The organism is Marinomonas sp. ATLA20 (assembly GCF_057180105.1).
In genome coordinates, this window is the sequence record NZ_JBXUKU010000014.1 from 20,747 (window position 1) to 35,984 (window position 15,238).

At 43.4% G+C, this 15,238-nt stretch carries 12 protein-coding genes; 11 read left to right on the forward strand and 1 reads right to left on the reverse strand.

All coding sequences use genetic code 11. The features are described from left to right. Positions 1-2: 2 nt before the first annotated feature. The 3 genes from thrC to AC2A4J_RS17970 all read left to right on the forward strand — a co-directional run bounded on the left by thrC (position 3) and on the right by AC2A4J_RS17970 (position 3,463). On the forward strand, positions 3-1,388 hold the full coding sequence (gene thrC, locus AC2A4J_RS17960; protein ID WP_484176995.1) for a threonine synthase: 1,386 nt from the start codon (positions 3-5) through the stop codon (positions 1,386-1,388). 84 nt (positions 1,389-1,472) lie between these two features. After that, positions 1,473-2,195 carry a 16S rRNA (uracil(1498)-N(3))-methyltransferase gene (locus AC2A4J_RS17965; RefSeq protein ID WP_484176996.1) on the forward strand — a complete coding sequence of 241 codons (723 nt, stop codon included), beginning with the start codon at positions 1,473-1,475 and terminating at the stop codon, positions 2,193-2,195. Positions 2,196-2,356: 161 nt separating this feature from the next. Next, positions 2,357-3,463, forward strand: coding sequence for a GGDEF domain-containing protein (locus AC2A4J_RS17970; RefSeq protein ID WP_484176997.1), 1,107 nt, complete (start codon positions 2,357-2,359; stop codon positions 3,461-3,463). A 78-nt stretch (positions 3,464-3,541) separates the two neighbouring features. On the opposite strand, the gene AC2A4J_RS17975 is transcribed toward AC2A4J_RS17970, so the two are convergent. Next, complete coding sequence (locus AC2A4J_RS17975) at positions 3,542-4,774, reverse strand: sugar MFS transporter (RefSeq protein ID WP_255828001.1); 1,233 nt, start codon at positions 4,772-4,774, stop codon at positions 3,542-3,544. 353 nt (positions 4,775-5,127) lie between these two features. Here AC2A4J_RS17975 and recJ point away from each other — a divergent pair, with 353 nt between their 5' ends. From recJ to AC2A4J_RS18015, 8 genes are all read left to right on the forward strand, one after another. After that, positions 5,128-6,852 carry a single-stranded-DNA-specific exonuclease RecJ gene (recJ, locus tag AC2A4J_RS17980; RefSeq protein ID WP_484176998.1) on the forward strand — a complete coding sequence of 575 codons (1,725 nt, stop codon included), beginning with the start codon at positions 5,128-5,130 and terminating at the stop codon, positions 6,850-6,852. Between the two features lie 135 nt (positions 6,853-6,987). After that, positions 6,988-7,830, forward strand: coding sequence for a bifunctional methylenetetrahydrofolate dehydrogenase/methenyltetrahydrofolate cyclohydrolase FolD (gene folD, locus AC2A4J_RS17985; protein WP_484176999.1), 843 nt, complete (start codon positions 6,988-6,990; stop codon positions 7,828-7,830). A gap of 125 nt (positions 7,831-7,955) precedes the next feature. Further along, on the forward strand, positions 7,956-8,546 hold the full coding sequence (locus AC2A4J_RS17990) for a UPF0149 family protein (RefSeq protein WP_255828004.1): 591 nt from the start codon (positions 7,956-7,958) through the stop codon (positions 8,544-8,546). 81 nt (positions 8,547-8,627) lie between these two features. Beyond that, the gene (locus AC2A4J_RS17995) at positions 8,628-9,935 is read left to right on the forward strand and encodes an aminopeptidase P N-terminal domain-containing protein (RefSeq protein WP_484177000.1); all 1,308 of its coding nucleotides are present in this window, start codon (positions 8,628-8,630) and stop codon (positions 9,933-9,935) included. A gap of 31 nt (positions 9,936-9,966) precedes the next feature. Then, positions 9,967-11,172, forward strand: a complete 1,206-nt coding sequence (locus tag AC2A4J_RS18000) for a UbiH/UbiF/VisC/COQ6 family ubiquinone biosynthesis hydroxylase (RefSeq protein WP_484177001.1) — start codon at positions 9,967-9,969, stop codon at positions 11,170-11,172. A 142-nt stretch (positions 11,173-11,314) separates the two neighbouring features. Then, complete coding sequence (locus tag AC2A4J_RS18005) at positions 11,315-12,142, forward strand: HDOD domain-containing protein (protein ID WP_484177002.1); 828 nt, start codon at positions 11,315-11,317, stop codon at positions 12,140-12,142. A gap of 287 nt (positions 12,143-12,429) precedes the next feature. After that, entirely contained in the window at positions 12,430-13,497 is a 1,068-nt protein-coding gene (locus AC2A4J_RS18010) for a Fe(3+) ABC transporter substrate-binding protein (protein WP_484177020.1), read from the forward strand. 55 nt (positions 13,498-13,552) lie between these two features. After that, positions 13,553-15,217 (forward strand): ABC transporter permease, encoded by a 1,665-nt coding sequence (locus AC2A4J_RS18015; RefSeq protein WP_484177003.1) that lies wholly within the window; start codon positions 13,553-13,555, stop codon positions 15,215-15,217. The last annotated feature ends 21 nt before the right edge of the window (positions 15,218-15,238 follow it).

Genomic DNA, 15,238 nt, shown 5'->3' on the forward strand with positions numbered 1-15,238 from the left:
ATATGAAATACATTTCTACTCGTGGTAAAGCGCCAGCGCTTTCTTTTGGTGATGTGTTATTGGCTGGTTTGGCAAATGATGGTGGCTTGTATGTGCCAGAAACCTTACCTCATTACAGCAAAGAAGAGATCGCTTCTTGGGCGAATTTGAGTTACCAAGAGCTTGCTTTCAAGGTAATGTGGCCGTTTGTTGAAGGTGATATTCCAGCTGACGCATTTAAAACTATGATTGATGATGCTTACGCGAGCTTCAATCATACTTCTATCGCGCCTATGGTTCAGGTTGGTAACAACGAATGGATACTGGAATTATTCCGCGGCCCAACCTTAGCGTTTAAAGATTTTGCCCTACAGCTACTTGGTCGTTTGATGGATTATGTTCTGTCTGAGCGCAAGGAAAAACTGGTCATTCTTGGGGCCACATCAGGTGACACAGGTTCTGCTGCTATTGAAGGTTGTCGTCATTCAGAGCATCTGAATATTTTCATTTTGCATCCATACCAGCGTGTATCTGAAGTGCAGCGTCGTCAAATGACCACAGTTATTGACGATAATGTGTTTAATATTGCGGTAAAAGGTAATTTTGATGATTGCCAAGGCATGGTGAAGTCGAGCTTTGCGGATCAGTCTTTCTTGAAAGGCGCTAAGCTGGGCGCGGTTAACTCGATTAACTGGGCGCGTATCATGGCTCAGATCGTTTACTATTTTTCTTCTGCTTTGTCAGTTGGCGCGCCGCATCGTAAGGTGTCTTTTTCTGTGCCAACAGGTAACTTCGGCGATATCTTTGCTGGTTACTTGGCGAAGAAAATGGGCTTACCAATTGATCAGCTTGTGGTTGCTACTAACCAAAATGATATTTTGCATCGTGTGATCGCTGAAAACGACATGAGTCGCCAGTCTTTGAATGTCACCTTGTCGCCGAGTATGGATATCATGGTTTCAAGCAACTTCGAGCGTTTGTTGTTCGATGCTCATGGTCGTGATGGTGCGGAGATTGATGATTTGATGGCGCGCTTTAATAAAGGCGATGTGTCCTTAAATGATCAAGCTTGGTCTTTTGTGAAAGAAAACTTTGATAGCTATAAAGTGGATGATGAGAAAACCTGTGAAGTGATTGCAGATGTGTTTGCTAAAACACAATACTTGCTTGATCCGCACACGGCGATAGGCCTTGAAGCGGCTCGTCATTGCTGGAAAGATCAGTCTGTTCCTATGATTACTTTAGCAACAGCGCATCCTGTTAAGTTTCCAGAAGCCGTTGAAAAAGCTGGCTGCGAAACGCCTGTGCTGCCAGAGCACATGAAAGATCTTTTCGAGAGAGAAGAATCTTATGAAGTGTTAGATAATAGTCTGAGTGATGTCCAGGCGTTTGTTGCAGATAAAATCTAGTTTTAAATAGTTCAGCAAGACTAATATTAACGGCCAATCTAAGATTGGCCGTTTCTTTTTCCTTCATACTTTTGCGCCTGTCATATGAATATAATTTTACTCGATCCTCAAAATACCCTTGGTGATGGCCTTTACGGACTCTCTTTACGCCAACAAACCCATGTTTCAAAAGTGATTAAAGCGCAACAAGGTGATGTTCTGCGAGTGGGGATGTTGAATGGAAAAATTGGAGAGGGTATTTATGAACCACCAAGCGACGACAATCAATTTGGCTATATCCATTCGTTAAATTTATCTTCACAGCCACCAGAGCCTTTACCCATGGTGCTGGTTATGGCTTTGCCAAGGCCAAATATGCTGAAGCGAACCTTGCAGAATATAACCGCGATGGGAGTAAAGGATTTATATCTTATTCATTCAGCCAAAGTAGAAAAAAGCTATTGGCAAAGCCCCGTATTACAAACGGAATCTATTCATCAATGTTTGTTAGAAGGCCTAGAGCAAGCAAAAGATACTATTATGCCTAACTGGACGCTTATTCCTCGTTTTCGTCCTTTTGTAGAAGATCAATTGCCGGCTATTTTAAAAGACAAAGTTGGGTTACTTGCTCATCCCTATTTAGCAAAGCGTTGTCCTATTGATATCCAGCAGCCTTGTGTCCTAGCTCTTGGTCCAGAAGGCGGTTGGAATGAATTTGAGGTGAGTAAGTGGCACGAAGCGGGAATGGAATCGGTACATTTAGGGGATAGAATCCTAAAAGTTGAAACCGTTGTGCCTGTTTTGTTATCACGTTTGTATCCAGCTTAGATGGCTAAGTATAGCTAAGTATATGAATTGTTGTAATTTGTAAGCGTTGCTGATTTCTAGGGGAGCTATTTCAGGCTTTGGTGTAGGATTGTGCGTATTGGGGAGTTTGTTCAAATTTTCCCCACCATTGCGACTTAGTATCGCTGGGTCGGAGAATACGCATGACAAAACATTCATATAAATTGAAAGCCGAAAATGCTAAAAATAATAAAACTAAATCCGCATGGTTGAAGTTTTTTTATGTCGGAATAACCGATGATGTTTTCTCTGAAGATATTCGTCGGATTTTCATTATCAATCTTTTTGCCTCCGTTGGTATTCTTTTTACTCTTCCTCTAGGGCTTGTTTCACTATTTGAAGGCAAGGTCACTTTGGGGATCTGCTTGCTGTTTATTGCGCTGTTATACGCGGTGAACCATGTTTATCTGCGCTATACCCATAACTATGCGGTGTCTGGTAATTTTGTTATTTACCCACTTTATATTTTGATGATTTATCTTGTCTACACAGGTGGGGTAAGTGGTACTGGGCATGTTTGGATATATTGTGTTCCAGCCGTTTCTTTGTTTTTGCATGGCATGAAGAGAGGCATGATTGAGCTTGCTCTATTTACGATTGCTTTGATCATTACTATGTTTTTTACTAATAATCACTTTGCTGAGTTTGGTTATGATCCTACGCTGAAATCGAGAATTCTATTTTCATTTATTGTGGTTGTGTTTCTTTCTGGGATTTATGAGTACTCCATGGCTCGGTTTAATGAGGAGCTAAAAGAGACGTCAGCTAAGCTTAAGTTGGTAGCCTATACAGACTCTTTGACTGAGTTATTAAACCGTAGGGGAATGCTACAGCGGCTTGAAGCAAGTTCTTATTCGAGTTTTCATCTGCTATTGGCTGATGTTGACTTCTTTAAAAGCATTAACGATGAATATGGCCATGATGCGGGAGATTATGCACTTTCTCAATTGGCTAAAATTATTGAAGAGTCTCTTTCTGAGAGCGATTTGGCGGCTCGATGGGGCGGCGAAGAATTCTTGATCGCTGTATGTGATTGCAGTGACCTTGAAGCTTTTGCTTTGGCGGAGTCTATTCGAAAGCGTGTTGAAAAATATGAGTTTGCTTATTTGGATCATAAGTTCCAAATGACCATGAGTTTTGGTGTGGCAACGATGAATGAAACGACTTCACTTAGAGAGGCTATTACCCTAGCTGATAATTACTTATACAGCGCAAAGCGTTCAGGTCGAAATAGAACACGTAAAGGTTAAAGTTTGAAATAAAATAGGGTGGCCATAATGGCTCACCCTATATGAAAGTCTTTTATAAAGGCGACGTATTCTGTGTGTTTATCGAATCACGGGCTTAGAGCCAAATACACCGAAGTAAGCAATATATAGATAGCAAATTACAGGCATTACGAACGAAATTTGCAGACCAATTGAATCCGCAATAGAACCCTGCAATACAGGCAATATAGCGCCACCCACAATCGCCAAGCAAAGCAAGCCGGAACCACGGCTAGTTTGTGGACCAAGGTCTTTTAGTGCAAGGCTGAAGATGGTTGGGAACATAATGGAATTGAACAGGCCAACTAATAAGATAGACCACATAGCAACATGCCCATCATTCATAATCGCGCTTACAATCAATGCAATGGCGGCTAAAGCGTTAAAAGTCAGTAAGTTGCCGGCAGAAATACGCTGCATCAAAGCGGCACCAATGAAGCGTCCAACCATAGCACCACCCCAGTAGTAGGCAACGTAATGAGCCGCATCGGCTTCTGCAAGCCCTGCAATATTTTCAAGGCCAAAGAAATTCACTAGTAGGCTGCCGATAGCAACTTCTGCACCCACATACATGAATATAGCGACAGTCCCTAGAACTAGATGACGGTGTTTTAAAATACTAACACTGGGTGCATCCGTAGTATCTTCTTCTATATTCGATGGCGTTGGAAGGCTGATTCGAGTAAAGATTGCCGCTAAAAGAATCAGCAAAATCGCTAAACCGATATAAGGAATGATTACACTTTCCGCTTCTTGGGCTTTCGTCGCGTATTGCCCAGCGACAGTGAACAACAGTGCACCACCTACAAGAGGAGCAACCGTTGTACCCAATGCGTTAAAGGCTTGAGAAAGGGTCAAACGACTTGACGCCGTTTCGGTTGGACCCATTACAGTTACAAGTGGATTGGCGGCAACTTGAAGAATAGTAATGCCTGCAGCCAAAACGAACAGAGCTGTTAAAAATATGCTGTATTGCTGTGCTTTTGCAGCAGCAACAAAAAGCAAGCAGCCAGCCGCAGCAATCATTAGGCCGATGCCAATACCGCGCTGAAATCCCACTTTTTTAACCAAGTTCCCAGCAGGGATCGAGACGATAAAGTAAGCGCCAAAGAAGCACATTTGAATCATCATTGCTTGGGTGTAGTTAAGATCGAAAACGCCTTTCAAGTGCGGTATTAGAATGTCATTTAGTGAGGTGATAAAACCCCACATAAAAAACAGTGATGTTAGAGCTATCAAGGCAAAACGCTGGTTTGATTGTGGCTTGTCTGCCACGGAAGTGTGATTATTCATATTTTTTTCCGATGAGTTAAAGCGAGAGTTACTCAGTTTTTATCTTTAGGACGTCTATCCAAATCAAAAAAGTGCGGCATCATAGCACCGAACATCTTAACTTTCTGGTCAGGTGTTGGGAGAAAAAGGCGATAGCCTGAAATATTCCTTTTTTGCGTCACTTTTGTAAGAAAACCTCATATATTTACGTCTAATGTAACAAAGTATAATGTTTTCAATAGGTTGATTTTTAAGCACTTTATGCTCTTTTAGACTGGTGAGCTGGCGTTTCTTTTCGTAATAGCAAGGCGCGCGCGAGTCATCACTTTCGTGTTATTCTTTAGCTATCTACTTATCCTGACTTAGAGACTACTATGCGTATTGAGCGCCGAGCTGTACCGGTTGATAAAAATGACTTTCCATCAACAATGTCTGCGACGTTACAACGAGTCTTTTTGTCTCGTGATGTAGTATCTGTTGCTCAATTGGACTATCGCTTACCGCATTTATTAAGACCTGATTCTTTATTTGATCTAAAAAATTCAGCCGTGATTTTGGCGGATGCTATTGTGGCTGGTCAGAAAATTTTGATTGTTGGAGATTTTGACGCGGATGGTGCGACTAGTACCAGTCTTGGGATTCTTGCTTTAGAAGCAATGGGCGCGATTTCTCCAGAATATTTGGTGCCAAACCGCTTTGAATTTGGTTATGGACTGACGCCTGAAATTGTTGAAGTCGCGCAAGAGCGATCGCCAGATGTTTTAGTCACGGTGGATAATGGCATTGCCAGTATTGATGGTGTGCTAACGGCAAAAAATTACGGTATGAAGGTGGTGGTGACTGACCACCATTTGCCCGGTGATACGCTGCCAAATGCCGATGCTATTGTGAATCCAAACCATCCAAATTGTGGTTTTCCAAGCAAGAATTTAGCTGGTGTTGGGGTGATTTTCTACGTGATGTCGGCGTTAAGAGCCGAGTTGAATAGTCGTAACTGGTTTGCTGATCAGCATATTCCAGAGCCGAAAATGGCGGACTATTTAGATTTGGTTGCGCTTGGTACGGTGGCCGATGTAGTGCCTTTGGATGCCAATAACCGTATTTTGGTTCAGCAAGGCATTAAGCGAATTCAGGCTGGGTTAGCGCGTCCTGGTATCCTTGCTTTATTAGAAGTAGGGCGTCGTGATCATACTCAATTGAAGGCATCAGACTTGGGTTTTGTTGTCGGTCCCAGATTAAATGCGGCTGGGCGGCTTGATGATATGTCGGTTGGCATTGAATGTCTGTTGGCGGTTCATCCACATCAGGCGCGTAATTATGCGCAGCAGTTAGATCAGTTTAATCGCGAGCGCAAAGCCATCGAGTCTGATATGAAAGAGCAGGCAGAGTTAGTGCTTGAGTCTTTGTTGGACGAAGAGCAGGAAATGCCAAATGGTATGTGCTTTTATGATGCGGATTGGCATCAAGGCGTGATTGGCATTTTAGCCTCGCGAATGAAAGACAGATGCCATCGCCCGGTGATTGCTTTTGCCCGAGTGGGTGAAGATGAATTAAAAGGGTCAGCGCGTTCCATCCCTGGAGTGCATATTCGCGATGCATTGGATTTATTGGCTAAGCGTTATCCACAATTGCTCAGCAAGTTTGGTGGTCACGCAATGGCGGCGGGGATGTCGATTAAAGAGTCTCACTATGAGGCTTTTCAGCTGGCATTCGATGCCATCATTACTGAGTGGGTGACGCCAGAACAGTTAGAAGCAACCTTATTGACTGATGGGCCGCTGGCGCCAGAAGATTTTAGTTTGAGTTTTGCCGAGCAAGTTCGTTTATCTGGTCCGTGGGGACAAATGTTTCCTGAACCCTGTTTTGATGGTGTATTTGATATTCTGCAGCAGCGTATCGTGGGTGAAAAGCACCTGAAGCTTATGGTACGCGAGCCGAGCAGTGGGCTATTGCTGGATGCGATTAGTTTTTTTGTCGATTTAGACCAATGGCCCAATGATAAAGCGACTCAAGCACGCTTGGTTTATAAGCTGGATGTGAATGAGTTTCGAGGTCAGCGTAATCTGCAGCTACTAGTGGACTATTTAGAGCCTGCATAATTAGGTATTAAAGAGCAAAAGGGGAAGATTTTCCATTTTGAGGAACAAATTGTTTTAGGCATTGCGTATCGAAACAAAAGTTGAGGTATAATGCCGCTCCCTCATACATCACTCTAATTTTACTGGAGCTCATTCATGACTGCACTGGTTCTTGACGGCAAACTTTGCGCCAAAGAAACTGAAAACCGCCTAAAGGCTCAAGTTACTGAGCTTAGAGCGCGTACCGGTTGCACCCCTATTTTAGCAACAATATTAGTGGGTGCTGATCCAGCATCAGCCACTTATGTGAAAATGAAAGGCAATGCTTGCCGTCGCGTTGGCATGGATTCTATGGCCATTGAACTGCCTGAAAGCACTACGACAGAGCAGCTTTTAAACAAAATTAATGAGCTAAATAATAACCCTGATGTGCATGGGATTTTGCTACAGCATCCCGTTCCAGTACAAGTTGATGAGCGTCTATGTTTTGATGCGATTGCTGCTCATAAAGATGTCGATGGTGTGACTTGTCTTGGCTTTGGCCGTATGGCAATGAAAGAGCCTGCTTACGGTGCAGCGACTCCAGCGGGTATTATGCGTTTGCTTGCCGCTTACGACATAGCATTAGAAGGGAAGCATGTTGTTGTGGTTGGTCGTAGTCCAATTCTTGGCAAGCCGATGGCGATGATGATGTTGAACGCCAATGCTACGGTAACAATGTGTCACTCTCGTACTCAAAACTTGTCTGAATTTGTTAAGCAAGCCGATGTAATCGTCGGCGCTGTAGGCAAGCCTGAGTTAATCAAAGCAGAATGGATTAAAGACGGGGCAATCGTTGTCGATGCTGGTTACCATCCTGGTGGAATTGGTGATATCGAACTGGGTCCCTTGAAGGATCGCGTTGCGGCCTATACGCCAGTTCCTGGTGGCGTTGGTCCAATGACAATCAACACTTTGATACTGCAAACACTAGAGTCTGGTCTTAAGCAACTAGCCTGATAGACTTGAAAGGTCTGTATAACTGCCCCATATTGTTGAGATAAGATCGCAAGATGGGACAGAAAGCCGCGCCATTAGGTGCGGCTTCTTTTTTTATAAACTGAACAGCAAAAGGTTGGCATGATATGTCCACGGAAATGTTAAAAGACGCATTGGACTTCGATTTAATCGCCGATGTTTTTGTTACTGAATCTATCACGGCGTCACCTTCCGAGTTGCACGGTCAGCTTTGTGGTTATTTGGCTTCTGGTGTGACTTTGCCATTAGAAGACTGGCTCAAGATGGTGGTAGAGTTTTGTGACATTGAAGGCTGGAAAGAAGAAGCAAGTCGAGCCGTTATTGTTGAACTTTATACTGCTACGTTAACCTTGCTTCAAAATGGTGAGTTTGCACTTGTGCCAAGTATTTCAGACGAAGATGCCGAATTATGTGAAAGAGGTGTGACTTTATCTCAATGGGCGCATGGCTTTTTGGCGGGTTATGGTTTATCTGGTCAGAAGAATGAACTCTCTGATGAAACCAAACAAATCTTACGTGATTTTGCCAATATCTCTGGCATGCAAGCAGAAATGCGTGCATTAGAAGACAACAATGACAATGAAGCCGATTTAACCGAGCTGGTTGAATATGTCAGGTTATCAGCGATGATGATGTATACAGAGCATCATGATATCAACCCAGATATTGATCATACTAAACAGAATCCTTTGCATTAAGTACTTTGCACTAATAAAGCGTCTAAGAAAAATGTGACCGATGGTATTTGATGGAATGACAATTAATAAGTGAGACCTTCTATGAAAATTGATACTCAGACTTATCAGGCTCGCCGTGAGCGTTTGATGCAATCATTGCCTGAAAACAGTGTGGTGGTTATACGAACGGGTGAGCTAGCCACTCGTAATAATGATTGTGAGTATGAGTTTCGTCCTCATAGTAGTTTTTTCTATTTAACGGGGTTTCCTGAGCCAAGCGCCTACGCCATTATTTATGGCGCTGGCGAGATGACGCTCGTCACTCTGCCAAAAGATCCTGAGCGTGAGCAGTGGGATGGTTTCCGTTTTGGTAGTGAAGGGGCGATAGCAAATTTTGGCGCAAGTGATGCTGCTCCGCTAGAAGAGTTAGACAAGGTCGCTTTTTCTGCTCTGGATGGCGTGGAGCATGTGGTGTATTTGTTTAATGATGATGTTTTACGCGAAAAAATTGCCAGCTGGCGTGATGCTATTGCCGCACGGGTCAGAGTCGGCGCTGTTGCACCTGCAAGCTTCATCGACCTTGCCCCTCATGTTGCTGAAATGCGTTTGCATAAAGATGCTGAAGAAATTGCCATTATGGAAGCCGCAGCGCAAATTAGTGTTGAAGCTCATAAACAGGCAATGCGCTCTGTTCGTCCGGGGATGAATGAATATCAGTTAGAAGCTGAATTGAATTACGTGTTTATGAAATCCGGTGCGCGCCAACCTGCGTATAACAATATTGTCGCCTCAGGCAGCAATGCTTGTGTTTTGCATTACATCAAAAATGACGAAGAGATCGACGAGGGCGACCTGATCTTAATTGATGCGGGGGCTGAGTTGGGATGCTACGCCGCGGACATTACTCGTACCTTTCCTGCAACAGGTAAATTTAGTGAGCCGCAAGCGGCTTTATATCAAGTGGTATTAGACGCTTACAATGCGGGAATGAAAGAGCTTAACGTGGGAACGCCGTACGAGGCTTGTCATAACGCAGCGGTTCGGACACTAACACAAGGTTTAGTGATTCACGGATTGTTAACTGGCGATGTGGATTTCCTGATCGAGAGCAAAGCATATCGAGATTTTTATATGCACAATACTGGGCATTGGTTGGGGCTTGATGTGCATGACTGTGGCGCTTACAAAGTTGCTGGCGAATCTCGCTTGTTAGAAGAAGGTATGGTGTTAACCATTGAGCCAGGTTTGTATGTTTCGGCAGACAACGAATCGGTTGATGCTAAATGGCGAGGTATCGGCATTCGTATTGAAGACGACGTGCTTATCCGCGCTGATGGTCCTTATGTATTAACCCACGGACTGCCAAAAGAAATTGCTGACATTGAGGCCTTAATGGCTGAAAGTCGATAAACACCACTTAGACGAGACGGAGACAAGTTAGATGGCTAAATCGTATGATTTAATTATTGTGGGCGCTGGAATGGTAGGTGCTTTGTCAGCGATATTATTAGCCAAATCTTCTTTACGCATTGCGCTTGTCGATAAACATAACGGTGAATATCGTCTGTCGACTCCGCCAGCCTACGATGCTCGAGTGAGTGCTATTTCCAGTCAATCAAAAGCCTTGCTTGAGCAAGCTAGCGTTTGGCAAGGTATTGACCAAGACCGTATTGCGGCTTACGACAATATGGTGGTTTGGGATGGGCTTGGTGAGGGATATATTGATTTTAATGCTCAAGCGACGACCATGCCTGAGCTTGGTCATTTAGTCGAAAATGCGGTGTTAAATCAGCAATTAATGGTACAAGTTCGACGTTCAAAAAACATCGACTTGTATTTAGACGATACTTTAGATTCTCATCAATTAAGTGAGTCTGGAGTAAGAGTAGAACTGACATCAGGCCATGTTTTGGACGCTCAGGTGATTGTTGCTGCAGATGGTGCTATGTCCAAACTTCGCAGCGAAAATGCTTTTGATACGGTTGAGTGGGATTATGGGCATCATGCGATTGTCACTACGATCGAGATTGCTCAACCCCATGAAAATACCGCTTGGCAGAGTTTCGGAGAAGAAGGAATTCTGGCATTTCTGCCACTTCCTTCGGTCGATCAGAGGCATTTTGTTTCCATCGTCTGGTCTGTGCCACCAAAAGACGCTGAATCTCTGCTGGCTCTCGACGAAGACGCTTTTTGTCGCCGTTTACATTACGCAATGAACAAACGCTTTGATGTACTCGGGCTTACTCAGGTTCGTCAGGCCATTCCGTTGAGACAACGTCATGCCAAGCAGTATGTTAAAGCTGGGCTGGTATTGATAGGTGATGCTGCCCATACAATTCACCCTCTCGCTGGACAAGGGGCCAACTTGGGGTTTGGTGATGTAAAAGCCTTGGTGGAAGTGTTGGAGAAAGCGTATCGACGTAACGAGAACTTAGGAGCGACTAGGGTTCTACGCCGTTATCAACGCGCTCGAATGCTGGATAATATTGCCATGGCGGCTGGAATGGAATCGTTTAAACGTTTATTTTCTACACAGCAACCTCTGGTTGTTCAGCTTAGAAATATCGGCATGAAGCAGTTTAATAAAGGTGAATCTTTGAAGAAAAAGCTGGTTGCTCGTGCTGCAGGTTTGTCTTCTTTTTCTTAATAGGGTGTCAGTGCGGTCGTTCATAATAGTGAGGCGAAAAGCGTGTTTTCAAAACGCTACGTATTTCCGGTTGCAAAACACATTGGCTGTCTTATTCTGCATGTATAGATATATAACTAATTAGAGTAAAGGGCTGAATGGTATGCAACCAACTGATCTTCTGAAGAAAACGGATAAACTTCCCAATGTCCCAGATGTCGTTCGTGAACTCATTCAGCTGCTTAGTGATCCTAATGTAAATTATTCTGATCTTACTGAACGTGTTTCCCATGACCAGACGATTTCTTTAAAAGTATTACGAATAGTTAATTCAGCTTATTTTGGCTTATCTAGAAAAATTTCTTCGATAGATGAAGCAACCGTTTTGCTTGGTACGGACAAACTAAGGACCTTAGTGATTGCTTCTGGTTTTTCTAATTCCGTTGCAAAGGTGGATGGAATAAAACTGTCTGAGTTTTGGGCTGATTCTTTTCGGGTCGCTGAGTTGGCGCAGTGGTTTGCCAAACGCTCGCCTTTGGTTCAAGAAGACGAGGCGTTTACTGTAGGTATCGTTCATAATATCGGCCGGTTATTGTTGCACCTAACTGAGCCTGATATCGCGAAAGAAATTCACACTTTGGTGGCTAACCGAAAGGCTGGTCGTGTTAAAGCAGAGCAAGATTTACTTGGCTTTACGACTCAGGATGCGGGTAAAGCACTAATGGACTTATGGAAATTTCCTGCCGGACTAGGCTACGCTGTGCAACAGCATAAACGTCCTTTTTCAGATGGTGAGCCTAATTCGCTTGCTTGTGTATTAAATCTAGCCTGCTACATAAATGCCTGTATTCGTAATGAGCGAGAATACGATTTAGTTCGGGAAGGTTTCCCTTCAGCAGTCGCAAAAGCAGCAGGTTTACCTGAAGGCATCATTTATGAATTAGATGATGCTTTGGCTATTGGTGATGGCCTTAATCAACTACTTCACTAAGCTTTAAGTATTAAGGGTCGTAATTTAATGGTTATCGATGCTATTTAATACTTTTGTTTAATAGATCAGCGTATTTGAAAAACAAATTAATCTATGATTTTACCTTTGTTTTTTCTTGCCGAATCTCCTGAGTATAACTCTATAAATAAATGATAATCGCTAGTGTTTGGCTGTGTGTTGTGCTAATTTCTTGTCTCTTTTTTTACGGTCTTTTCTCTCACTACCGTCATATATATGGTGCTTTAGGAGGAGGGAGTCCATTAAATTGTTGGAAGGTGAGTATGTTTGTGAAACTACGCAAAACGATTAAAACGCAAGGGCAAAAACCAATATTGAGCTATGTCGGGTTTGCAGCGTTAGCTTCGTCACTGCTTGTTTCCACTAGCTTACAAGCCAAAGGCGAAGTGAATATCTATTCTGCCCGTAAAGAATCTCTTATAAAGCCGGTCTTAGATACATTTTCAGAACAGAACGATGTAGTTGTTAACCTTATTACTGGGTCTGCCGATGCTTTGTTAAGCCGTTTGAAAGCAGAAGGGGATGCCAGTCCTGCGGATGTTTTTATTACGGTTGATGCTGGCCGTTTGCACCGTGCAAAAGCGGCAGGGGTATTAAAACCAATCCAAAGTGATGTATTGAGTGCTAATATTCCAAGCCATTTACGCGACATCGATGGTTATTGGTTTGGTTTGTCTCAGCGTGCTCGCGTGATTTTTTATAATCCTGAAAAAGTCTCCCCCAAAGATTTGTCTACCTACGAAGACCTTGCTGATCCAAAGTGGAAAGGCCGTATTTGCGTACGTTCATCAGCTAATATTTATAACCAGTCTTTGGTTGCTTCCATGTTGGATGCGGATGGTCGTGAGAAAACTCAAGCTTGGATTAAAGGGCTAATATCGAACCTAGCGCGCCCGCCGTTTGGTGGAGATGTGGATCTACTGAAAGCGGTTTCTGCAGGTGTTTGTGATTTAACTCTGGCGAACACTTATTATTATGGCCGTCTTGGTCAAAGTGACCGCTCAGACGAAAGAGCCGTTTATAATAAGGTGAAATTGTTTTGGCCTAATCAGGCTGAGGGTGAACGCGGTGCTCATGTAAATGTGAGTGGTGCAGGCATTACGGCAGCAGCAACAAATATTGAAAATGCCACTTTGCTGCTGGAGTTTCTTACCAATCAAGCGTCTCAAGAATGGTATGCACATGTGAACAACGAATACCCTGTCGTAAAAGACATTGGTGCCCCAGAAATGCTGGCGCCATTTGGTAACTTCCGTGCGGATACTATTTCATTGAGCCAACTTGGTGAAAATAACCGTGAAGCCGTTGAAGTTATGGATATTGCTGGTTGGAAGTGATTTTTCTGATGTTCGCTCAGTATAACGAGTTTTCTTATATGGTTTTTGATTATTAATGGCTAATTTAGCTCATCCGAGTTTAGCAAGTAAGTCTAAGTGGAATTGGTTGAAAATGGCGGCAATGCTAATTGCTGCCATTTTAGCATTACCCATCTTGGTTGTAGTGATTAACGTTTTGACCGGTGATAGTGAGGTGTGGCAACACCTTTATCAGACCGTATTAGCGGAGTATATATCTAACTCTTTGTTACTGATGTTGGGTGTTGGCACTGGTGTGCTGATAATTGGTGTGCCTTGTGCTTGGTTAACTAGTATGTGCGATTTTTCTGGTCGTGCATTCCTTTCTTGGGCCTTGCTGTTACCTATGGCGGTGCCTGCCTATATTATTGCCTATACCTACACTGGAGTATTGGATTTCGCAGGCCCAGTGCAAACCTTCATTCGCGAACTAACTGGTTGGCGATATGGTGAATATTGGTTCTTTGAAATTCGCTCGCTCGGAGGTGCCATTGTTATGCTAACTTTGGTGCTGTATCCCTATGTGTATCTAATGAGCCGAGCGGCTTTTTTAGAGCAATCAGAGAATACGTTAGAAGTCAGTCGCACACTTGGTTACTCTGGCCGTGCTGTATTTTTCAAATTGGCACTTCCTCTTGCTCGTCCTGCTATTGTGACTGGTTTAACCTTGGCACTTATGGAGACATTGGCAGATTACGGCACAGTACAATATTTCAGTGTAAATACTTTCACTACAGGTATTTTACGAACTTTTTATGGTTTTGGTGATGTGGCAGCTGCTTCTCAGTTAGCGGGTGTTTTACTTATATTTGTCGCTGTGTTGATACTGCTTGAGCGGCATTCACGACATCGTATTCGCTATCATGCATCAGGTTTAAAAAAAGCCAGCAGTCGGCGCATCGTTTTAAGCGGTGGCCGAGGATTGATGGCTTGCATTTTTTGTTTATTCCCCATTCTAGTGGGCTTTCTTATTCCTGTAAGTGTGCTGGCGTATTGGGCGATATTTAAAGCAGAAATGCCCGGAACAAACTTTATTCAATTGGCGTGGAATTCATTTTATCTTGCTGCGATGGCTTCTTTGATAGTGGTGAGTTTGGCCTTGGTGCTGAGCTATGCGATTCGTTTGAATAGCGGTAAAACAGTTAGAGCATCGGTTGGAATCGCTGGTTTAGGTTACGCTTTGCCCGGGACCATTATCGCGATCGGTACTATTGTTCCGTTGGCTTGGTTAGACCATCGAATTATTGATTTGGTTAAACATTACAGTGGTGACAGAGTTGGCTTAATTTTCTCAGGTACGTTAGTGGCACTATTATTTGCCTACACGGTTCGATTTATGGCGGTGTCGTTAGGCGCTGTTCAAAATGGTCTTGGAAAAATCAAGCCTAGTATGGATATGGCTGGGCGTTCGCTCGGCATGTCGCCTTTTAAAGTATTAACGCGCATCCATATTCCGTTATTAAAAGGTTCTGTTCTAACGGCGATCTTAATTGTCTTTGTCGATGTTCTAAAAGAATTACCTGCTACCTTGGTATTGCGACCGTTCAATTTTAATACCTTAGCGGTGAGAGCGTTTGAACTGGCGTCAGATGAACGCTTAGTTGACGCTGCGCCAGCATCGTTAATGATAGTGCTGGTGGGGTTAGTGCCAGTGATTTTATTGAGTCGTTCCATTTCTTCTCGCACTGACAGTGCTAAATAAAGTTGAGTAATAATAGGATTG

Bases quoted from the DNA above. Each gene is read 5' to 3' on its own strand.
- thrC (WP_484176995.1), top strand. From the start codon at position 3: ATGAAATACATTTCTACTCGTGGTAAAGCGCCAGCGCTTTCTTTTGGT.
- AC2A4J_RS17965 (WP_484176996.1), top strand. From the start codon at position 1,473: ATGAATATAATTTTACTCGATCCTCAAAATACCCTTGGTGATGGCCTT.
- AC2A4J_RS17970 (WP_484176997.1), top strand. From the start codon at position 2,357: ATGACAAAACATTCATATAAATTGAAAGCCGAAAATGCTAAAAATAAT.
- AC2A4J_RS17975 (WP_255828001.1), bottom strand. From the start codon at position 4,774: ATGAATAATCACACTTCCGTGGCAGACAAGCCACAATCAAACCAGCGT.
- recJ (WP_484176998.1), top strand. From the start codon at position 5,128: ATGCGTATTGAGCGCCGAGCTGTACCGGTTGATAAAAATGACTTTCCA.
- folD (WP_484176999.1), top strand. From the start codon at position 6,988: ATGACTGCACTGGTTCTTGACGGCAAACTTTGCGCCAAAGAAACTGAA.
- AC2A4J_RS17990 (WP_255828004.1), top strand. From the start codon at position 7,956: ATGTCCACGGAAATGTTAAAAGACGCATTGGACTTCGATTTAATCGCC.
- AC2A4J_RS17995 (WP_484177000.1), top strand. From the start codon at position 8,628: ATGAAAATTGATACTCAGACTTATCAGGCTCGCCGTGAGCGTTTGATG.
- AC2A4J_RS18000 (WP_484177001.1), top strand. From the start codon at position 9,967: ATGGCTAAATCGTATGATTTAATTATTGTGGGCGCTGGAATGGTAGGT.
- AC2A4J_RS18005 (WP_484177002.1), top strand. From the start codon at position 11,315: ATGCAACCAACTGATCTTCTGAAGAAAACGGATAAACTTCCCAATGTC.
- AC2A4J_RS18015 (WP_484177003.1), top strand. From the start codon at position 13,553: ATGGCTAATTTAGCTCATCCGAGTTTAGCAAGTAAGTCTAAGTGGAAT.